A 20,706-nucleotide genomic window follows, 5' to 3' on the forward strand; every position below is an offset into this window, starting at 1 on the left:
ACGAATCAGCCGGCCAGGATCTTCATGGCCTCCTGGTGGGTCTGCGGGTCGCCGGCGGCGATCACCCGGCCGCTGGAGTTGGCGTCGAGCGGCTTGCCCTCCCAATCGGTCATCAGCCCGCCGGCCCCGGTCACCACCGGCACCAGCGCCGCGAAGTCGTACAGCTTCAGCCCCGATTCGACGACGAGGTCGTAATAGCCCGACGCCAGCAGGCCGTAGGTGTAACAGTCGCCGCCATAGGCGGCCGTCTTCACCTTGGCGGCGACGCGGCGGTAGGCCTCGTAATCGCTGCCGGGGAACAGGTCGGGGGAGGTGGTGCCGAAGATGGCGGCCGACAGCCCGCCGGGGCAGGGGCGGACGCGCACCGGCTGGCCGTTGTGGGTGGTCGGCCGGCCTTCGACGCCGATCCAGCGGTCGCCGACGATGGGCTGGTCGATGATGCCCAACACCGGGCGGCCATGGTGCAGCAGGGCGATCAGCGTGCCGAAGATCGGCCGGCCGGTGATGAAGGACTTGGTGCCGTCGATGGGGTCGATCACCCAAACCCATTCGGCGTCCAGGTTCTTGGTGCCGTGCTCCTCGCCATAGATGCCGTCGTCGGGGCGCTGGCTTTCGATGATGGTGCGGATGACATGCTCCGCCTCGCGGTCGGCGATGGTGACGGGAGAGGCGTCGGCCTTGTCGTCGATGGCGACCGGGGTGCGGAAATAGCGGCGGACCACGCTGCCGCTGGAGTCGGCCAACCGCTGGGCGAGCGCCACCATCGGGGCGGGGCAGGGTTCGGTCATGGTCGCTCCTTGACGCTGCTGTCGATATGAATTCCGCATCCTAACGGCGTGGGCCCGCCCCGGAAACCCGAAAGCGCCCCGTCCACGCTGCCGTGGGCTGGACCATTACCCGGCAACTGGCCTTTGGCGGGGCTATCCGCCCGCCGCCGCTTGTGGCAGCCTCCACCGGCCATGACCGACCGACCCAACTTCTACGCCGCCACGCCGATCGACCGCGCCTCCCTCCGCCGCAAGGACGAGGATTGGTTGACGGAGGCCTGGCTCGCCCCCGCCTCCCGCGTTCTGCCGGTCTGGCAGAGCAGGAGCTTCGTCGCCGGCCCGGCCGATGCGCCGCGCGCCGTGCGGCTGCCTGCCGAGGGGCTGAACGCGGTGCCGATCTTCCTCGGCCTGACGGACGGCGCTCCGCTGTTCGCCGTCGACCTGTCGATGGCGGAGGAGCCGGATGCGCTGCCGGCCCTGCGGGGGCAGGGCCGCTTCGAGGAGCTGCGCGTCGTCGGCCCGCTGATGCCGGAGGGGGAGGCGGCGCTGTGCGCCTATGCCCGCGGCATGGTGTGGTGGAACGCCCGCCACCGCTTCTGCGGGGTGTGCGGATCCCCGGCCGCGTCGGCGGAGGGCGGGCATATGCGGCTCTGCACCAACCCCGACTGCGCCACCCGCCATTTCCCGCGCACCGATCCGGCGGTGATCATGCTGGTCCATGACGGCGGCGACCGGGTCGTGCTGGGCCGCCAGAGCCGCTTCCCGCCCGGCATGCATTCGGTGCTGGCCGGCTTCGTCGAGCCGGGCGAAAGCCTGGAGGACACCGTCGCCCGCGAGGTGTTCGAGGAGGTCCGGCTGAACGTCACCGACATTCAATACCGCTCGTCGCAGCCCTGGCCCTTCCCGTCCTCGCTGATGCTGGGCTTCACCGCGCGGGCCACCAACTTCGACATCGACACCAGCAAGGACGAGCTGGAAAGCGCCGGCTGGTTCGACCGCGAGTTCCTGCGCACCCACACGCCGGACGAGACCTTCCGCCTCGCCCGTCCCGACTCGATCGCCCACCGCCTGATCCGGGAATGGCTGGCGGAGGGGTGAGCGCCCTTGCTCAATGCCGCCGCTGCGGTCCCGCCGCGCGCGCCGGGGATTTGCGGCGGTCGAAGGGATTGGGGTTGCGGGTGCAGGTGTCGCCGGGAGGGCGTCAATCCTCGCCGACGCGCTGGCTTTCCTGGTAGCGGAAGGGATTGGCCGGGTAGACGCCCAGGATCTTCACCTCGCGGGCGAAGAAGTCCAACTCCTCCAGGGCGAGGCGCAGGGGGCGCTCGTCGGGATGGCCTTCCACGTCGGCGTAGAACTGCGTCTGGGTGAAGTGGCCGCCGACCATGTAGCTTTCCAGCTTGGTCATGTTGACGCCGTTGGTGGCGAAGCCGCCCATCGCCTTGTACAGCGCGGCCGGCACGCTGCGGACGCGGAAGACGAAGGTGGTGATCGTCTTGCAGGACCCCAGCGCCGGCAGCTTCGGCTCGCGCGCCAGGATCAGGAAGCGGGTGGTGTTGTGGGCGGCGTCCTCGATCCCGCTCTTCAGGATGTCCAGGCCGTAGATTTCGGCGGCCAGCGAGGAGGCGATGGCGGCATGGCGCGGGTCGTTCATCGCGGCGATCTCCCGCGCCGCGCCGGCGGTGTCGGCGTGGTTGATCGCCTGCAGGCCCAGGCCGCGGATGGCGGTCTGGCACTGGGACAGGGCCTGGATGTGGCTGCGCACCGTCTCGATGCTGTCCAGCGTGGCCCCCTTCGGTGCCAGCAGCTGGTGGTTTACCCGCTGGAAATGCTCGCCGATGATGTGCAGGCCGCCTTCGGGCAGCAGATAGTGGTTGTCGGCGACGCGGCCGGCGATGGAGTTCTCCACCGGGATCATCGCCAGCGATGCCCGCCCCTCGCGCACCGCGGCGAAGGCGTCCTCGAAGGTGGCGCAGGGCATCGTCGTCATGGTCGGCCGCGCGTTGCGGCAGGCCAGGTCGGAATAGGCGCCGGGGAAGCCCTGGAAGGCGATGATGTTGGACGTGGGCATGGACGGAATTCCCCCGGCGGATCTTGAAGGAGTCAGCCGCCCTTGCGGGCGGACGGCATCGGGTTTCAGCCGCCCTTGCGGGCGGACAGGAGGGCGCAGGCGCGCTCCAGGTCGGCGGGAGTATCGACACCCAGCGGAACCTCGTCAACGACCGCCGCGTCGATCCGCATGCCGTCGGCCAGCGCGCGCAGCTGCTCCAGCCGCTCGCGCTGTTCCAGCACCGACGGCGGCAGGGCGACGAATCGCTCCAGCGCCGCCCGGCGGTAGGCGTAGAGGCCGATGTGGTGATAGAGCGGCCCGTCGCCGGTCGGCGCGGTGGCGCGGGTGAAATAGAGCGCGCGGCCCCGGCGGGATCCCGCCGGCAGCTCCAGCACCGCCTTGACCACGTTGGGGTCGCTCTTCTCCTCCTCCCGCGTGATCTCCACGACCAGGGTGGCGATGTCGACCTCCGGGTCGGCCAACGGCGCGAAGACGGCGCGCACGCTCTCCGGCTCGACGGTCGGCAGGTCGCCCTGCACGTTGACCACCGCGTCGTGCCGCCCCTCCGGGTCGATCAGCCGAAGCGCCTCGAAGATGCGGTCGGAGCCCGAGGGATGGTCGGGGCGCGTCAGCACCGCGGTGCCGCCGGCGGCCTCGACCGCGCGGGCGATCTCCGGCTCGGCGCAGGCGACCACCACCGGGCCGATCGCCGCCTCCATCGCGCGGCGCAGCACATGGACGATCATCGGCGCGCCCAGGATGTCTGCCAGAGGCTTGCCCGGCAGCCGGGTGGAGGCCATGCGCGCCGGGATCACCACGATCGGGTTGGCGGGACGGGCGGGGCTGGAGGAGGTCGGCATGGCGCGGAAGCTCCGGAGGAAGGGGCATCGGGTCCGCCGGGGCGGGCCGGAGAGGGGGTGTCGCGGGTGAAACATGGACGCCGGTGCCGCGTCAAGTGCCGGCATGGCCCGAAAGGGGTGTGTTTTGCGATGCAGCGTAATGCGCAAGTAAATTAAGAGGTTCGTGACTGCGACAGATTTGTATGCGACCTTTTTTCGCGGTCTGCCGGGCTATGACAAGCTTCTGACCGCAGGCTATGGTAGCCGCGGCGCGTTCAGCCGCGGGCGGGAGAAACGCCGAGTGCACTGAAATTAGGGAACAAAGGGGCTCATCAATGAGCATGGAGTGGAACAAGATTTTCGGCGCCGTGCTGCTGGCCGGGCTGATCGCGATGCTGGCCGGATTCGCGTCCAAGGTGCTGGTTCATTCGAAGCCGCTGGAAAAGAGTGTCTATGTCATCGCGACTCCCGAGGGGGCAGCGCCCGCCGCCGACAAGGGTGCCGCTCCCGCCGGTCCGGCGCCGATCGCCCCTCTGCTCGTCGCCGCAAGCCCGGAGAACGGCGAGAAGGTGGCCAAGGCCTGCGCCGCCTGCCACAGCTTCAACAAGGGCGGCGCGAACAAGGTCGGGCCGAACCTGTACGGCATCGTCGGCGGCCCGAAGGGCCACATACAGGGCTTCAGCTATTCCGATGCCCTGCTGAAGACCGAAGGCGCCTGGACCTATGACGAGCTGAACAAGTTCCTCTACGACCCGAAGGGCTATGCCCCCGGGACGAAGATGACCTACGCCGGCCTGAAGAAGGACGACGACCGCGCCGCCCTCATCGCCTATCTGCGCTCTCTGGCCGACAGCCCTCAGCCTCTGCCGCAGTAAGGCACGTGCACAAGTGAAAGGCCCCGCTCTCGCACGAGGGCGGGGCTTTTTTTGTGTGCGGCCGACGGGCTGTCCGGCCTATCGCCGCAGGCCGCAGGCGATCTCCAGATAGTCGGGGTCGTTCTCCGGGGTCAGCCAGCCGTGGCGGATCAGGAAGTCGGTCACCACGAGGTTGACGTTGAACTTCCAGTCGCCGGTGCCGCGCACCGATTCGGCCACCCGGTCCAGCGGCCACAGCTCGAAGGCCTCCACCTCGCCGTCGGTGTTGACGGGGGTGAGTCCGGGCGGAAGCTCCAGGTCGTAGACGAACAGGCGGTCGCGCTTCAGGCCGGCCGGAGTCTCCATCGTGTAGCTGATGGCGCCGACCGGCACGGCGCGCCGCGCGGTCTCCGCATCGAGTCCGGCCTCTTCCGCCGCCTCCTTCTCCAGATTCTCGGACAGCGTCAGGCCGATCGGCTGGCCGCCGGCGACCAGGTTGTCGAGCTGGCCCGGCGCCACCTCGCGGTCGCGGGCGCGGCGGCCGACCCACAGCTGCAGCCCGCCGGCCTCGTCGCGGACGAAGCCGTTGATGTGCAGGCCGAAGGATTGGATGCCGAAGGCGGCGACGGCGGCGCGGTCGAGCCGGGCCAGCGGTTCCGCCCCCCAGCGCGGCAGGACCGGGTAATACTCCCCGCGCAGCGCCTTGACCGTTCCCTTCTCGACCAGATAGGCGGCGGCATGGTCGAGCACGGTCGAGCGCGCCTCGAAATCGCGGATGTCAGGGGCGATGCTCAGCCGGTCGGGGGTGACGACGAAGCCGGGATCGACGCCGGGCAGCGCCTCGGCCAGGGCATGCCGCACCCAGCCCACGTTTTGGCCGTCCAGCTCGAACGGGCGGAAGCCGGACAGGTCGTGCGCGTTGCACGCGCGGATATGTTCGAGGAAGCTCATGGCTTCCATCTAAAAGGGACCGGGGCGGCGGCGCAACCGCTCATCCTGGGCACTCTGCTCCAGCGCATTCCGGGTTCCGGTGCATTCCGGGTGGAACGATTCGGGCATCTTGCGCCGCTTTGGTTGCCATCGTACACAGGTTCAGTGACGAAATGACTCCCGGCGCCGGCCGGGCGGTCGCGCAGCGAAAGGGCGGGGCGTGGTGACGGACCGATCGGCCGAGGGCGCGGCTGCGCAGGAGACGGAGACGCCCTTCGGCGCGCTGTCCGTCCTGGTGGTCGAAGACGAATCCTTCACCCGCATGGTGCTGGCGAAGATGCTCGGCTCCCTGGGCGTACAGGCGGTGCATCAGGCCGCCGACGGCGAATCGGCGCTGGCCGCCGTCGCCGCCCACGCCCCCGATCTGGTGCTGTGCGATGTGGAGATGCAGCCGATGGACGGCTTCGGCTTCGTCCGCGCGCTGCGCGCCAGTTCCGAGTCCCGCAGCCGCTCCCTGCCGGTCGTCTTCATGAGCGGCCGCGTCGACGGCGACCGCGAGGCGGCGGCCCGCGCCAGCGGCGCCGCGCTGGTCCTGGCCAAACCGGTCACGCCGGCCAGCCTGCGCCTCGCGCTGTCCGATGGGATGAGAGCGGCGTTGCCGGCCTGACCCCTCCTGCCCGGCGCCTCCTGCCCGGCGCCTCCTGCCCGGCGCCGCCCGGCGCCCCGCGCCTGTCGGCTCCCGCCTGTCGGCTCTTGCCTGACGGTTATTGCCCGATAGGCTGCTTTACGACCTGCGATTGCCCGCTTCGGCAGGGGTCCGCGACCGGCGCCGGCCTTGTCCAAAAAATTCCCATTCTGTGGAATGCCTACCAAGTGCTTGAAACAGTTCGGCAATCGAACTGTAGCCTTCCATTGCGCCCTATGGGTCCCCCGCCATCACCCAATTTCCGCCTTGTTGATGGGGACGATTGGGACGCAACATGATCTCTAAGAGGTGTTGCGGCGCCACGGCAATGCGATGAGGCCGACCGCAATTCCCCTCACTGGATTTTGTTAAGGTTTGGAGCTCAGCATCGACGGTAAGTCCCAGCGCCGTGCTTGGTTGAGGCGGCGCGCTTTCCTGAGGAGGCCGATGGCGTGATCAAGAGCGCCCGATCGAACCGCAGCGGGTCGAATCTCGAAGGGCTACTCTCCCCGACTGGACGGGCAACGACGATTGCCGCCGGTTTCACGCCGTCTCTCTCCGATACTGTCTTTCTTATTGCGCCGAGCCTTCCGCACACGAGGCCGATGCGCGCGCTGGTTGAGCGGGCGCGCTCGCCGCACCAACACTGGCCGTGGGACCTAGGTCCTATGGCAGAGGACGTTTCCACAGCGGGCTTTCCGGCTATGGAGCCTGAGTGCCTGGAAAGCTCTAGGTGGAGCATTACATTCAAAAATGACTCGTTCGGGGGTTGCCGCGTCATTGGACGGACGGCTCCCGGCCTGCACAGGACCGTTCCTTACACCAGACCGCTGGCTTCTACCGCTGAGCGGGGAGGCTGCGGACCCCGCGCGGTCCGTGTCTCCCCTGGAGTGCCCCATGGATCGCGGCATGCGCCGCGGCCTGCCGCCGCAGCCACCGGCGGCGCCCCGGCGCATCGGACCAGATAAGACGGAGCGACGAATGTTCCCGGCCGACGAACTGTTCACCCGCTACACGCAGAACTACGAGACCCGCCGCGAGACCGAGATGTCCCTGATGGACTATCTCCAGCTGTGCCGCGACGACCCCATGGCCTACGCCTCGGCCTCCGAACGCATCCTGGCCGCCATCGGCGAACCGGAAGTGGTCGATACGGCCCGCGACCCGCGGCTGGGCCGCATCTTCATGAACCGGACCATCAAGGTCTATCCCGCCTTCTCCGAGTTCTACGGCATGGAGGAGACGATCGAACGGATCGTCGGCTTCTTCCGGCACGCGGCGCAGGGGTTGGAGGAGCGCAAGCAGATCCTCTACCTGCTGGGTCCGGTCGGCGGCGGCAAGTCCTCTCTCGCCGAGCGGCTGAAGTCGCTGGTGGAGAAGTGCCCGATCTATGTCCTGAAGGCCGGCAAGGAGATCAGCCCGATCTTCGAAAGCCCGCTCGGCCTGTTCAACCCGGACGAGATCGGCGACACGCTGGAGGAACGCTTCGGCATTCCCAAGCGCCGCCTGACCGGGCTGATGAGCCCGTGGGCGGTCAAGCGCCTCGACGAGTTCGGCGGGGATATCAACCGCTTCAAGGTGGTGAAGCTTCATCCCAGCAAGCTGCGCCAGATCGGCGTGACCAAGACCGAGCCGGGCGACGAGAACAACCAGGACATCTCCTCCCTGGTCGGCAAGGTCGACATCCGCAAGCTTGAGATCTACAGCCAGAACGATCCCGACGCCTACAGCTTCTCCGGCGGCCTGAACCGGGCGACCCAGGGCATGCTGGAATTCGTCGAGATGTTCAAGGCCCCGATCAAGATGCTGCACCCCCTGCTGACCGCGACGCAGGAGGGCAACTATGTCGGGTCCGAGAACATCGGCGCCATCCCCTTCCAGGGCGTGATCCTGGCCCACTCCAACGAGGCGGAGTGGCAGACCTTCAAGAACAACAAGAACAACGAGGCCTTCATCGACCGCATCTGCGTGATCAAGGTTCCCTACTGCCTGCGGGTGGCGGAGGAGCAGAAGATCTACGAGAAGCTGGTCAACGGCTCCGATCTGGCGACCGCCCCTTGCGCGCCGGCGACGCTGGAGATGCTGGCCCGCTTCTCGGTGCTGTCGCGCCTTCGCGAGCATCCGAACAGCAGCTTCTACAGCAAGATGCGGGTCTATGACGGCGAAAGCGTCAAGGAGACCGATCCCAAGGCCAAGTCGATGCAGGAGTACAAGGACCAGGCCGGCGTCGACGAGGGCATGGGCGGCATCTCCACCCGCTTCGCCTTCAAGGTGCTGGCCTCGACCTTCAACTACGACTCCACCGAGATCTCGGCCGATCCGGTGCATCTGATGTATGTGCTGGAACAGGCGATCCGGCGCGAGCAGTTCCCGGAAGAGTTGGAGAAGAAATACGTCGAGTTCATCAAGGCCGAACTTGCCCCGCGCTATGCCGAATTCATCGGCAACGAGATCCAGAAGGCCTATCTGGAATCCTACTCCGACTATGGCCAGAACCTGTTCGACCGCTATGTCGACTATGCCGATGCCTGGATCGAGGATCAGGACTTCAAGGATCCCGACACCGGGCAGCTGATGAACCGCGAGCTGCTGAACCAGGAGCTGACCAAGATCGAGAAGCCGGCGGGCATCGCCAACCCGAAGGACTTCCGCAACGAGGTGGTCAAGTTCGCCCTGCGCGCCCGTGCCGCCAACGCCGGCCGCAATCCGTCCTGGACCTCCTACGAGAAGATCCGCGAGGTCATCGAGAAGCGGATGTTCAGCCAGGTCGAGGACCTGCTGCCGGTGATCAGCTTCGGCTCGAAGAAGGACGGCGAGACCGAGAAGAAGCACACCGAGTTCGTCTCGCGCATGATGACGCGCGGCTACACCGAGCGGCAGGTCCGCCGGCTGGTCGAGTGGTACATGCGGGTGAAGCAGGCGGGCTGAGGCCGGCCGAGGCGATGGACCGGGGACTTAATTGCCGCGGGGCGGGGTGTTGCAACGCCCCGCGGCAACCCCACTGTCATAGAGTGCTGTCGAAGTCTGAAGGCCGCGTGACGAAACGGGTGGGAGGGCCAGCCCCTTGATGAACATCATCGACCGTCGCCTGAACCCGCAGGGCAAGAGCCTGGCCAACCGCCAGCGCTTCCTGCGCCGCGCCAAGGAGCAGGTGGTCAAGGCGGTCCGCGACGCCTCCGGCAAGCGGGGCATCCAGGATATCGAGAACGGCGAGAAGGTGACGATCGCCGCCGGCGGCGTGCGGGAGCCTTCCTTCCACCGCGCCAGCCAGGGCGGGGTGCGCGACTATGTCGTGCCCGGCAACAAGGAGTATGTGGAGGGCGACACCATCCAGCGCCCGGACGGCGGCGGCGGTGGCCGCGGCAGCGAGGGCAGCGCCGACGGCGAGGGCGAGGACGAGTTCCGCTTCGTCCTGTCGCGCGACGAGTTCCTGGACATCTTCCTGGAGGATCTGGAGCTTCCCGATCTGGTGAAGCAGAAGGTCAAGCAGTCGGAATCTCACACGCTGACGCGGGCCGGCTATTCGGTGTCGGGCTCGCCCGCCAACCTGAACCTCGTCCGCACCATGCGGAACAGCCTGTCGCGCCGCATCGCGCTGAAGCGCCCAAAGCGCGACGAGATCCGCGAGCTTGAGGAGATGCTGCGCGAGGCGGAGGAGGCCGGCGAGGATGCCGAGCAGATCCAGGCCCTGCGCGAGCAGCTGGAACAGATCGTCCTGCGCTCCCGCCGCATTCCCTTCATCGATCCGATCGACGTCCGCTACAACCGGTTCGAATCGGTGCCGAAGCCGATCGCCCAGGCGGTGATGTTCTGCCTGATGGACGTGTCCGGCTCGATGACCGAGCACATGAAGGATCTGGCCAAGCGCTTCTTCATGCTGCTGTACCTGTTCCTGCGGCGGCGCTACCGCTCGGTCGACATCGTCTTCATCCGCCACACCCACGAGGCCAAGGAGGTGGACGAGGAGACCTTCTTCTACTCCACCGAGACCGGCGGCACCGTGGTGTCGACGGCGCTGGAGGAGATGCAGAAGGTGGTGCAGGAGCGCTACCCGGACAGCGAATGGAACATCTACGCCGCCCAGGCGTCGGACGGCGACAACATGTCGTCGGACAACGCCAAGTCGGCGACCCTGCTGCGCGACGTCATCCTGCCGATGTGCCAGTACTTCGCCTATATCGAGGTGGCGGCGGAACACAACATGGGCCTGTCGGCCCTGGGCCGCGAGACCGAGCTGTGGCGCACCTACAAGCAGGTGCAGAGCCCGGAACGCCCGCTGGCGATGCGCCGCGTCCGCTCCCGCCGGGAGATCTTCCCGGTCTTCCGCGAGCTGTTCGCCCGCGAGAAGGCGGGGGCCTGAGGGGTCGTAAGGAAATCACCGCCCCATCCCATATTGGGGACCGGGGGCGGTAGGGGGAGATCGAGAATGACCGCTGTGATCACCAGGCCCGACGCGCTGCTGTATGACGGCGTCGAATGGGATTACGACAAGATCAAGCGCGTCTACGACGCCATCGAGCATATCGCGCTGAAGGAGATGGGCCTCGACGTCTATCCCAACCAGATCGAGGTCATCACCGCCGAGCAGATGCTCGACGCCTATTCGTCCATCGGCATGCCGCTGATGTACAAGCACTGGTCCTTCGGCAAGCATTTCGCCCGCGACGAGATGATGTACCGCAAGGGCTATCGCGGCCTGGCCTATGAGATCGTCATCAACTCCAGCCCCTGCATCAGCTACATCATGGAAGAGAACACCATGACGATGCAGACGCTGGTGATCGCCCACGCCGCCTTCGGCCACAATCATTTCTTCAAGAACAACCAGCTGTTCCAGCAATGGACCGATGCCCAGGGCATCCTGGACTATCTGGAATTCGCCAAAACCTACATCACCCATTGCGAGGAACGCTACGGCCATGCCGCGGTGGAGCGGGTGCTGGACGCCGCCCATGCGCTGATGAGCCAGGGCGTGCACAAATACCCGAAGAAGCGTTCCGACCTGCGGACCGAGCAGCGGCGCGAGCGCGAGCGGCAGGAATACCAGGACCAGACCTTCAACGACCTGTGGCGCACGGTGCCGAAACCGGCCGCCGGCCAGCGGCCCGCCAAGTCGGTGTCGGAGCGCAAGAAGCTGTTGGGACTGCCGGAAGAGAACATCCTCTATTTCCTGGAGAAGAAGGCTCCCCGGCTGGAGCATTGGCAGCGCGAAATCCTGCGCATCGTCCGTCACATCTCCCAGTATTTCTATCCGCAGAAACAGACGAAGGTGATGAACGAGGGCTGCGCCACCTACGTCCATTACCAGATCATGAGCCGCCTGCACGAAACCGGCCAGATCAGCGAAGGCGCCTTCCTGGAGTTCCTGCACTCCCACACCTCGGTGGTGTTCCAGCCGGAGTTCGACGACAAGCGCTTCTCCGGCCTGAACCCCTATGCGCTGGGCTTCGCGATGATGCAGGACATCGCCCGCATCGCCGAGAAGCCGACCGACGAGGACCGCCAGTGGTTCCCCGACCTCGCGGGCCGCGGCGACGGCATGGCGGCGGTGCGCGAGGCCTGGGCCAACTTCCGCGACGAGAGCTTCGTCCTGCAGTATCTCAGCCCGCACCTGATGCGGAAGCTGAAGCTGTTCAGCGTGCGCGACGATGCGGAAGACCCCTATCTGCTGGTCGATCACATCCACAACGAGCGCGGTTACCGCGACATCCGCAAGAAGCTGGCCCGCCAGTACGACCTCGGCTATCTGGAGCCGGACATCCAGATCGTCGACGTGGACCTTGCCGGCGACCGCAAGCTGATCCTGCAGCACCGCGTCACCAACGGCGTTCTGCTGGACGAGAGCGACGCTAAGGCGGTGCTGCGCCACATCGCCAACCTGTGGGGCTACGAGGTGCAGCTGATCGAGGTGTCGGCCATCTCCGAAGCCATCCTGAAGGAACACGCCGTCACCGCCCCGAGCGGGATCGGCGTGGTGTGAGCGAAGACGCGGGGGAGGGCGGCGGTCATCGCTCCGGTTCGGGCTTGATGCCGGCCTCCTTCGCCTCCTCGGCCTTGCGGAGCAGTTGGTCTTCCTGCTTACGGCGCCGGCCGGCGTCCGTCACGGGCATGGCTCGGTCCTCCACAGGGGCTGTCGCACAAGGATAATGCAAGCGGCCGGCCATCGACAGCCGTCAGTCGTGGTTAACGGTCAACCTGCTGGGCGCCCCAGTGGGACCGGACCGGATTTCCTTTTGCCGCGGGAAAGCCTTCTTATCCGACTCTACAGCCAGGACAAGCGGGCGGGAGCGGGCAGGCGATGGGCAAGGACGACGGTAACGCGACGAAGAAGGGCGAAATGGATCCGGGGCTGCTGAGGGCCGCCCTGGCCGGCCTGCTGGAGGAGGAGAGCGCGAGCGCCGCCCCGGCCGCTACGGCCCTGGTCGCCATCCTCCGCGGACGCGGCGCCGATATGGAGCCTCCGCGAACGCTGGTGCTGCGGCGGCGCGGCGCGCATAGCGAGAAGAGGGGCGGCGAGAAGAGGGGCGGCGAGAAGGGCGCGGGCGACCCGGCGGAGCGGCGCGCCCTGGTCTACAGCCTGACCAAGACCATCCTGGCCGCCGCCGTGCTGCGGCTGGCCGCGCGCGGCATCGTCGCTCTGGATGGGCCGGCGGAGCGCTGGCTGCCCGAACTGTCCGGCCGGCCGGTGGCGGTCACCGTCGCCCAGCTGCTGATGCACCGGGCCGGGTTGCCCGATTATGGCGGGCGGGCCGACTACCATGCCGCCGTCGCCGCCGGCGGCGAGCCGTGGAGCGGCGACGAGTTCCTGGCCCGCTGCGGTGTGGCCAATGGCAAGGATGGACCGCCGGTCGGCAGCTTCGCCTATTCCAACATCGGCTATCTGCTGGTCGGCCGGCTGCTGGAGCGGGCGGGCGGCCTTCCGCTGGCGGAGATGCTGGCGCGCGAGGTCTTCGCCCCGCTCGGCCTGTCCGGCGCGGCGCTGCTGCGCGACCGCTCAGAACTCGACGGGCTGTTCTTCGGGCCGAGCCCGGCCTTCGGCGGCGTTCCGGTGGCGAAGGCCTATCATCCCGGCTGGGTGTCGCATGGGGTGGCGGCGATGACGGTGTCCGATGCCTGCCGCTTCGTCCATGGCCTGACCGAGGACTACCTGCCGACCGCGCTGCTGTGGCGGATGCGCGATGCCCTGCCGGTCAGCGGGCCGATGACCGGCAGGCCCTGGGTGCAACCGTCCTATGGCCTGGGCCTGATGATGGAGCTGAATCCGGGGCCCGGACCCTATTGGGGCCACACCGGCGGCGGTCCGGGGGTGACGCCCGTCGCCTATCACGCGCCGGGGCCGGTCCCGGTCTCCGTCGCCGTCTTCCTGGACGGCGAGGACGGAAACCTCGCCGAATGGATGGCGGTTGAGGTGCTGCACCGCCTGCGCAACGGCCGTTAGGCGGGCGCCGCCGCCCTTCTGTTCATCTCCCGCTGGTGCCCCGCTTGTTCGGATTTCGCGCGTAACCATCTCCTCTCCAGGGGACAATCCTCAACTCCGGCGCATAGACTTCGGGGTATGGCGGTGCCGGAGGAAACCGGTATCCGAAATCGGACGCCGGGCCGAAAACGAACACTGGGGAGGAAAACGCGCATGGGAGAAGCCGCCCGCACATTGCCCGACCATCCATGGCTGGCCTCCTACCCGCCGACGGTGGACTGGGCGATGCCGATCCCGGCCCGGCCGCTGACGGACCTGTTGAGCGACGCCGTCGCCCGCCACGGCGCCAAGCCCTGCCTGAACTTCCTGGGCAAGCGCACCAGCTACCGCGAGTTGGGGCAACTGGTCGACCGCGCCGCCCGCGGCTTCCAGGCGCTCGGGGTGGGGAAGGGCACGCGGGTCGGTCTGTTCCTGCCCAACACCCCTTATTACGTCATCGCCTTCTTCGGCATCCTGAAGGCCGGCGGCACGGTGGTGAACTTCAACCCGCTCTATGCCGAACGCGAACTTGCCCACCAGATCGGCGACAGCGACATCGACCTGATGGTCACGCTGGACCTGAAGCTGCTGTACGACAAGATGGCGCGGATGCTGGCGGAGACCGGGCTGAAGCGGCTGGTGATCTGCCGCATGGCCGAAATCCTGCCCTTCCCGAAGAACTGGCTGTTCCCCATCGCCAAGAGGGCGGAGGTCGCGGCGATCCCGCGCGACGACCGCCACATTCCCTTTGTCCGACTGATCGCCAACGACGGCCGGCCGGCTCCGGTCGCCATCGACGCGCGCGAGGACGTCGCGGTCCTGCAATACACCGGCGGCACCACCGGCGTGCCGAAGGGCGCGATGCTGACCCACGCCAACCTCTACGCCAACACCATCCAGTGCGCGACCTGGTACGCGTCGAAGGAGCGCAGGCCCGGCGAGGGCGAGGATGACGGGCAGGAGCGCATGATGGGCGTGCTGCCGCTGTTCCATGTCTTCGCCATGACCGCGGTGATGAATTTCGGCCTGCATCTGGGGGCCGAGATCGTCCTGCTGCCGCGCTTCGAGCTGGAGCAGGTCATGCGCACCCTGCAGAAGGAGCGGATCACCCTGTTCCCCGCCGTCCCCACCATCTACACGGCGATCAACCATCATAAACGCCTGAAGGACTTCGACCTGTCCTCCATCCGCTTCTGCATGTCGGGCGGGGCGCCGCTGCCGCTGGAGGTGAAGGAGGCGTTCGAGCGCACCACCGGCTGCACGCTGGTGGAAGGATACGGCCTGTCGGAAAGCTCCCCCGTCGCCACGGTGAACCCGGTGGTGCTGCGCAGCGAGAAGAAGGGCTCCATCGGCCTGCCGCTGCCCGGCACCATCGTGGAGATCGTCAGCCTGGAGGAGCCGCGCCGCGTATTGCCGCCCGGCGAGAAGGGCGAGGTCTGCATCCGCGGGCCGCAGGTGATGAAGGGCTATTGGCGGCGCCCGGACGAGACGGCGCAGACGCTGGTCGACGGCCGGCTGCACACCGGCGATGTCGGGGTGATGGACGAGGACGGCTACACCACCATCGTCGACCGCATCAAGGACATGATCCTGTGCAGCGGCTTCAACGTCTATCCCCGCAATGTGGAGGAGGCGATCTACCTGCATCCGGCCGTCGCCGAATGCGTGGTGGCCGGCCTGCCCGATGAATATCGCGGCCAGACGGTTAAGGCCTATGTCCGGCTGGACGAGGGCAGGAGCCTGACCGCCGAGGAGCTGACCGCCTTCCTGAAGGACAAGCTGTCGCCCATCGAGATGCCGAAGGTCGTGGAATTCCGCCGGGAGCTGCCGAAGACGATGATTGGAAAACTGTCCCGCAAGGCCCTGCTGGACGAGGAGCAGAGCAAACGTGACGCCGCTGCGGCGACTGGCGGTTCCGCATGAGCGGCCCCGAACGGAAGGTCGTGCGCGTCCGCGTCCAGGGCAAGGTGCAGGGGGTGTGGTATCGCGGCTGGACCGTCGATACCGCGGGCGGGTTGGGTCTGACCGGCTGGGTCCGCAACCGCAGCGACGGCACGGTGGAGGCGCTGTTCGCCGGCCCCGCCCATGCCGTCGACCGCATGCTGGAGGCCTGCCGCCGCGGCCCGCCCGCGGCCATCGTCCGCGACGTGGTGTCCGAACCGGAGCAGGATCCGGGGATGGCCGGGTTCGAGCAGCGGCCGACGGCGTAACTCCTGCGGTCATTGTCGGGTCGGGATCGAAAGCCGCTGATGGAAGGTCCGCATTAGCGTTCCGCTAACCATGACGGCGGCATGCTTGCCGTCGCCGTGGCTTGAGGCCGGCGGTTGAAGGCCAGCGGAAGGGACGACAGCCGGGATGACCGCAAGGAAGCCGGATGTGGCCGACATGAAGGCCATGCTCACCGGCGTCTTCGCCAAGGCGGCGGAGGCGAAGGGCAAGGCCGTGCGCGGGGCCATGGCGACACCGGCGGCGAAAGCTCCGGCTGTGCCGCGGCGTGACACGGCCGTCCGCCTCAGCCTTGGGCCGGAGGCGGCGGCGGATGCGCCGGCACGCCCGCCCCAACCGACAACCGTCGATCCTGCCGACCGGCTGGAACCGGCGATCCGGACGCTTGCCCGCGACCTGGGCCGGCTGCTGGCCGCCTTCGGGATGGACGGAAGCGATGCCGTGGAGGCGGCGCTGGCCGCCCGTTTCGGCGACGCGGAGCGCCGGGCCGCAGTCGCGGCGCTGGATGGACGGGCGGGCGACTTGCGGCCGCTTGCGGAGGACGGCCGGCTGGATGTGGCGATCGAAGTGAGCGGGATCGGCCTCGCCCTCGGTCCGGTCGATGGGCCGGTGAGGGTGAGGCTGGAGGATGCCGTGCTGATGCTGGCCCAGGCTCCGGCGGAAGAAAAGGGGGAGGGGCTGGCGGGCGTGCTCGGCGTCCTTCGCTCCGCCATCCGGCCGGGCAAAGGGCTGACGGTCGCGACCGACCGGGTCGCCATCGACGATCTGGGCCGCGTCATGGCGGCGTTGTCCCAAGCGATGGCGAAGCCGCCGCAGGGGCTGGAAGGCGCGCTGACCCTGACGCCGCTGGGCGCGCCGGAGCAGGATGGCGGGGCGCTGGAACTGACCCTGTCGCTCTCCGGGCGGCTGGGGGAGATGGCGGCCGTGGAGCCTGCCAAACCGATGCCGGCGAAGGAAAAGCCGGCGAAGGAGACGCGGGTCGACGAGATCAAGGAGCGTGGGTTCGATGTCCGGATTTGACGTGCGCCTGATGGCCGCCGGCTTGCTGTGCGGGCTGATGCTACCGGTGGCCTTTTCGGCGGGCTCCCCGGCGCTGGCCGGTGCGCTGGAGCGGACGGAGCCGGGCCACATGGCGCCGCCGCAGCCGGACTCCAACCTGCCCATCGCGCCGCCCATCGTGCAGTTCCCGTTGCCGCCGCAATGGGTGACGATCCGCTCCAATGAGGATTGGCGCAAGGCCGGCAAGTTCGAGAAGGAGCTGAGCCGGGATTGCGCCGCCCTGCGCTTCAAGGAGATCACGCCGCTGCGCTTCCGCGCCTATTTCAAGGGGGAGGTGCTGGGCGTCGCCTTCGGCCATGGGCTGAACCTGAACGATCCCGAAAGGAAGGCTGACCGGAAGAAGATCTACCTGTTCCGCAACGGCAACACGACCGCCTGCACCGTGCAGTCGATGGACAACAAGGATCCGCGCGTGAACCCCGCCGGCGATCAGGCCGCCACCCCGGCCGCCGGCGGGTTCCAGAAATACTAAAGCGAATTTGCATTCGCTTTAGATTCACATGACCTCATTCGCCGGTCTGGATTCGGCCGCATGAGCGGCCGGGGCCGCCGTCGCGGCCCAAAGCGCATTGCAAGCCCCTTTAAATCTCTTCGCCCGACCCATCTTCGGCGGGGCTGTCCTCGCCCCGCATCGGGCCGCCGAACACCTCCGGCCATGCCGCGATCAGGGCCGAATCGACGTCCTCCATCGTCACCAGTTGGCCCAGGGCGACGATGGAGGTGACGCCATGCTCGGCGATGCCGCAGGGGACGATGCCGCCGAAATGGGACAGGTCCGGCTCCACGTTCAGGGCGATGCCGTGGAAGCTGACCCAGCGGCGCACCCGCACGCCGATGGCGGCGATCTTGTCCTCCTGCCCCTTCAGCCCGCCATAGGGCTGCTTGTCGACCCAGATGCCGACACGGCCCTCCCGCCGCTCCCCCTTGATGTTGAAGGAAGCGAGCGTGCGGATGATCCATTCCTCCAGGTCGCGGACGAAGCCGCGGATGTCGGCGCCGCGCGCCTTCAGGTCCAGCATGACGTAGGCCACGCGCTGTCCCGGCCCATGGTAGGTGTACTGGCCGCCTCGGCCGCTGCGGTAGACGGGGAAGCGGTCGGCCTCCAGCAGATCCTCGTCGCGCGCGCTGGTGCCGGCGGTGTAGAGCGGCGGATGCTCCAGCAGCCAGACCAGTTCCGGCGCGGTGCCGGCGCGGATCGCCTCGACGCGGGCCTCCATCTCGGCGATGGCGTCGGGGTAGGGCACCGGCTGGTCGGAGATGCGCCACTCGATCGGCCGCGGCCGGGCGGGCGTCTCGGGACAGGTCTGACCGGCGGGCGGGCTTGGCGGCAGGCTTGGCAGGGAGGTCATTCGATACGGTCTCTGGCGGTGTCGGCTGCTGTGTCGGCGGGGCGGCCGGAGGGCCGCTCCGAATTTTTCTTCGCGAACGATGATTGTAGCGCTTGATCGACCGTCGGGAAGCTGATATCTACCCGCTCCACCCGATGAGGCGCGCAAGCGGACGTCGGGAACTACCAGCCTGATGCGGTCGTGGCGGAATTGGTAGACGCGCAGCGTTGAGGTCGCTGTGGGGCAACCCGTGGAAGTTCGAGTCTTCTCGACCGCACCACTCTCCCATGCAGATGGGACCATCCCGGGGATACGGGAATGACGAAAAGCCCGCAGGTCGCAAGACCGAGCGGGCTTTTTCGTGTTCGGGCCTTACCCCGCCTCTCATCCCGCCGGCGGCGGCCTCCTCAGCGGAATTCGATATAGCGGTCGAGCGCGACGCGGCGCAGCGCGCGGACGATGTGGGGAAGGGCGCCGCTGGCGACGATGTGGCCGCCGGCCTCGCTGCAGCGGTTCGCCAGGATGAACAGCATGCCGATGGCCGCGGAGTCGATGAAGGTGACGAAGCGCAGGTCGATCGGCACCACCGGACTGGCGCCAAAATCCCATTCGCGCATCATGTCGTGGAAGCGGTTGCCGTCCTCGTAGGTGCAGCGGCCCGACAGCAGGATACCGTCGCGGTCGCCGACGGTGGTGAAGGCATACTCCATAGGCGCGTCCGGCCCCTCTCCCCATGATGCGGCACGCGGTAATGGGAGCACGAAGGGATGTTGCAGTGCAAGAGGGCGCCAGGGGCTTGGCGGGAAAAGCACCGGCAACGGCCGTTCCTTGCCCGGCCGGACTGGACAAACGGGGGCGGCGCCTCTATGTCGGGGGCGCTGCCGCCGGTGCCGCTCCCGTCCTTTACGCCGGGACCAAGGTACCGCGCGAAGGCCTTCCACAACCCGCATACCCCGAACGCCGCCGGCCTGCCGTCCGATGTCGCGGAGCCGCGTTGCCGTTGCCGTGCCGTCGGTGTCCATGCCGGCATTCGGGCTTTGCCATCGCCGAAGGGAGTGTGCCGGCATGCACACCGATCCCCATACCCCGGACCTGCGGCCGGACAGCGCCGCCCATCCCCATGGCCATCGTCCCATGGGCCATGAGGCGGAGGACGAACGTCCCTACGGCGTCGAGCCGGAGTTCGTGGAAGAGATCGTCGCCCTGCTGCGCGCCCGCGAACGCGACGCCGTTCTGGCGCGGCTGGAGGGGCTGCACGCCGCCGACATCGCCGACCTGATCGAGCAGGCCGACCCGGCCGAGCGCGCCGAACTGATCGACCTGCTGCCGGCGGAGCTGGACGGCGAGGTGCTGTCCAACCTGAACCCGGATCTGCGCGAATCGCTGATCGAGCGGTTCGAGCCGCAGGAGCTGGCCGCCGCCGTCGCCGACCTCGACACCGACGACGCCGTCGAGCTGATCGAGGATCTGGACGCGGTGACGCGGGCGCAGATCCTGGCGAACCTGCCCGACGCCGAACGCGCGCTGGTGCAGGAGAACCTGACCTACGCCGAGGACAGCGCCGGCCGCATGATGCAGCGCGAGCTGGTCGCGGTGCCGGAATACTGGACGGTGGGCGAGACCATCGACTTCGTCCGGGCGGCGACCGACACGCTGCCGGAGGATTTCTACGACATCTTCATCGTCGACCCGATGCATCGGGTGCGGGGCGCGGTGCCGTTGTCGCGCCTGCTGCGCCAGCGCCGGGCCGTGCGCATCGCCGATCTGGTCACCGGCGAGGTCGACGCGATCCCCGCCACCATGGAGCGGGCGGAGGTCGCCAACCTGTTCCGCCAATACGCGCTGGTCTCCGCCCCGGTGGTGGATGCCGTCGGCCGGCTGATCGGCGTCATCACCGTCGACGACGTGGTCCGCATCATCGACGAGGAGGCGGAGGACGACCTGCGCAAGCTGAGCGGGTCGGGCGACACCGGCGTGTTCAGCGGCATCGCCGACATCGCCCGCGGCCGTGTCGGCTGGCTGACCGTCAACCTCGTCACCGCCTTCCTGGCCTCGGGCGTCATCTCGCTGTTCGAGGGCACCATCGAGCAGATCGTGGCGCTGGCGGTGCTGATGCCCATCGTCGCCTCGATGGGCGGCAATGCCGGGACGCAGACGCTGACCGTCGTCGTCCGCGCGCTGGCGACGCACGAGCTGTCCTCCGCCAACGCCATGCGGGTGGTGGGGAAGGAGCTGCTGGTCGGGCTGATCAACGGCGGCATCTTCGCCGTGATGGTGGGGGTGATCGCGCTGGTCTGGTACGGCCCGATGATCGGCATCGTCATCGGGCTCGCCATGATCATCAATCTGGTGGTGGCGGGGCTCAGCGGCGCGCTGATCCCGCTGGGGCTGGAAAAGCTGGGCGTCGATCCCGCGGTGTCCAGCGCGGTGTTCCTGACCACCATCACCGACGTGATCGGCTTCCTGGCCTTCCTGGGGCTGGCGTCGGCGTTCCTGCTGTGAGCGCCGCCCCGGA

Annotated in this window: 18 protein-coding genes and 1 tRNA gene; 13 read left to right on the forward strand and 6 right to left on the reverse strand. The window is 67.9% G+C overall.

All coding sequences use genetic code 11. The features are described 5' to 3' along the window. Window positions 1-5: 5 nt before the first annotated feature. Window positions 6-788: a histidinol-phosphatase gene (gene hisN / locus DM194_RS00730; RefSeq protein WP_111065492.1), complete on the reverse strand. Its 783-nt coding sequence runs from the start codon at window positions 786-788 to the stop codon at window positions 6-8. Window positions 789-959: 171 nt separating this feature from the next. Between hisN and nudC the strand changes: the two genes are divergently transcribed. After that, window positions 960-1,865 carry an NAD(+) diphosphatase gene (nudC, locus tag DM194_RS00735; RefSeq protein WP_111065493.1) on the forward strand — a complete coding sequence of 302 codons (906 nt, stop codon included), beginning with the start codon at window positions 960-962 and terminating at the stop codon, window positions 1,863-1,865. Window positions 1,866-1,968: 103 nt separating this feature from the next. Here nudC and DM194_RS00740 read toward each other — a convergent pair whose 3' ends face one another. Continuing rightward, the gene (locus DM194_RS00740) at window positions 1,969-2,835 is read right to left on the reverse strand and encodes a prephenate dehydratase (protein ID WP_111065494.1); all 867 of its coding nucleotides are present in this window, start codon (window positions 2,833-2,835) and stop codon (window positions 1,969-1,971) included. Between the two features lie 65 nt (window positions 2,836-2,900). After that, entirely contained in the window at window positions 2,901-3,674 is a 774-nt protein-coding gene (locus DM194_RS00745) for a 3-deoxy-manno-octulosonate cytidylyltransferase (RefSeq protein ID WP_111065495.1), read from the reverse strand. Between the two features lie 314 nt (window positions 3,675-3,988). Between DM194_RS00745 and DM194_RS00750 the strand changes: the two genes are divergently transcribed. Next, window positions 3,989-4,528, forward strand: a complete 540-nt coding sequence (locus DM194_RS00750) for a c-type cytochrome (RefSeq protein ID WP_111065496.1) — start codon at window positions 3,989-3,991, stop codon at window positions 4,526-4,528. Window positions 4,529-4,606: 78 nt separating this feature from the next. Here DM194_RS00750 and DM194_RS00755 read toward each other — a convergent pair whose 3' ends face one another. Beyond that, a complete protein-coding gene (locus DM194_RS00755; protein WP_111067636.1) occupies window positions 4,607-5,458 on the reverse strand; it encodes an NUDIX hydrolase in 852 nt (283 codons plus the stop codon). A 199-nt stretch (window positions 5,459-5,657) separates the two neighbouring features. On the opposite strand from DM194_RS00755, the gene DM194_RS00760 reads away from it, so the two are divergent. The 9 genes from DM194_RS00760 to DM194_RS00800 all read left to right on the forward strand — a co-directional run bounded on the left by DM194_RS00760 (window position 5,658) and on the right by DM194_RS00800 (window position 17,335). After that, complete coding sequence (locus DM194_RS00760; protein WP_111065497.1) at window positions 5,658-6,104, forward strand: response regulator; 447 nt, start codon at window positions 5,658-5,660, stop codon at window positions 6,102-6,104. Window positions 6,105-7,103: 999 nt separating this feature from the next. Further along, on the forward strand, window positions 7,104-9,050 hold the full coding sequence (locus DM194_RS00765; protein ID WP_111065498.1) for a PrkA family serine protein kinase: 1,947 nt from the start codon (window positions 7,104-7,106) through the stop codon (window positions 9,048-9,050). Between the two features lie 139 nt (window positions 9,051-9,189). Continuing rightward, window positions 9,190-10,482: a YeaH/YhbH family protein gene (locus DM194_RS00770; protein WP_111065499.1), complete on the forward strand. Its 1,293-nt coding sequence runs from the start codon at window positions 9,190-9,192 to the stop codon at window positions 10,480-10,482. A 66-nt stretch (window positions 10,483-10,548) separates the two neighbouring features. Further along, window positions 10,549-12,102: a SpoVR family protein gene (locus tag DM194_RS00775; protein WP_111065500.1), complete on the forward strand. Its 1,554-nt coding sequence runs from the start codon at window positions 10,549-10,551 to the stop codon at window positions 12,100-12,102. 318 nt (window positions 12,103-12,420) lie between these two features. After that, entirely contained in the window at window positions 12,421-13,560 is a 1,140-nt protein-coding gene (locus DM194_RS00780; protein ID WP_111065501.1) for a serine hydrolase domain-containing protein, read from the forward strand. 192 nt (window positions 13,561-13,752) lie between these two features. Next, on the forward strand, window positions 13,753-15,501 hold the full coding sequence (locus DM194_RS00785; RefSeq protein WP_111065502.1) for a long-chain-fatty-acid--CoA ligase: 1,749 nt from the start codon (window positions 13,753-13,755) through the stop codon (window positions 15,499-15,501). Then, a complete protein-coding gene (locus DM194_RS00790) occupies window positions 15,498-15,788 on the forward strand; it encodes an acylphosphatase (RefSeq protein WP_111065503.1) in 291 nt (96 codons plus the stop codon). The genes DM194_RS00785 and DM194_RS00790 overlap by 4 nt, the downstream gene beginning before the upstream one ends. Window positions 15,789-15,963: 175 nt before the next feature. Then, entirely contained in the window at window positions 15,964-16,824 is an 861-nt protein-coding gene (locus DM194_RS00795; protein ID WP_246024230.1) for a hypothetical protein, read from the forward strand. Next, a complete protein-coding gene (locus DM194_RS00800) occupies window positions 16,811-17,335 on the forward strand; it encodes a hypothetical protein (protein WP_111065505.1) in 525 nt (174 codons plus the stop codon). The genes DM194_RS00795 and DM194_RS00800 overlap by 14 nt, the downstream gene beginning before the upstream one ends. A 109-nt stretch (window positions 17,336-17,444) precedes the next feature. On the opposite strand, the gene lipB is transcribed toward DM194_RS00800, so the two are convergent. Next, complete coding sequence (gene lipB, locus DM194_RS00805) at window positions 17,445-18,212, reverse strand: lipoyl(octanoyl) transferase LipB (protein WP_246024231.1); 768 nt, start codon at window positions 18,210-18,212, stop codon at window positions 17,445-17,447. 174 nt (window positions 18,213-18,386) lie between these two features. Between lipB and DM194_RS00810 the strand changes: the two genes are divergently transcribed. Further along, a tRNA-Leu gene (locus DM194_RS00810) sits at window positions 18,387-18,471 on the forward strand. Window positions 18,472-18,598: 127 nt separating this feature from the next. Here the strand turns inward: DM194_RS00810 and DM194_RS00815 are convergent. Further along, the gene (locus DM194_RS00815; protein WP_111065506.1) at window positions 18,599-18,901 is read right to left on the reverse strand and encodes an STAS domain-containing protein; all 303 of its coding nucleotides are present in this window, start codon (window positions 18,899-18,901) and stop codon (window positions 18,599-18,601) included. Window positions 18,902-19,256: 355 nt separating this feature from the next. Here DM194_RS00815 and mgtE point away from each other — a divergent pair, with 355 nt between their 5' ends. Further along, the gene (gene mgtE, locus DM194_RS00820; RefSeq protein WP_111065507.1) at window positions 19,257-20,693 is read left to right on the forward strand and encodes a magnesium transporter; all 1,437 of its coding nucleotides are present in this window, start codon (window positions 19,257-19,259) and stop codon (window positions 20,691-20,693) included. Window positions 20,694-20,706: the final 13 nt, after the last annotated feature.

Source organism: Azospirillum ramasamyi, from assembly GCF_003233655.1.
GTDB lineage: Bacteria > Pseudomonadota > Alphaproteobacteria > Azospirillales > Azospirillaceae > Azospirillum > Azospirillum ramasamyi.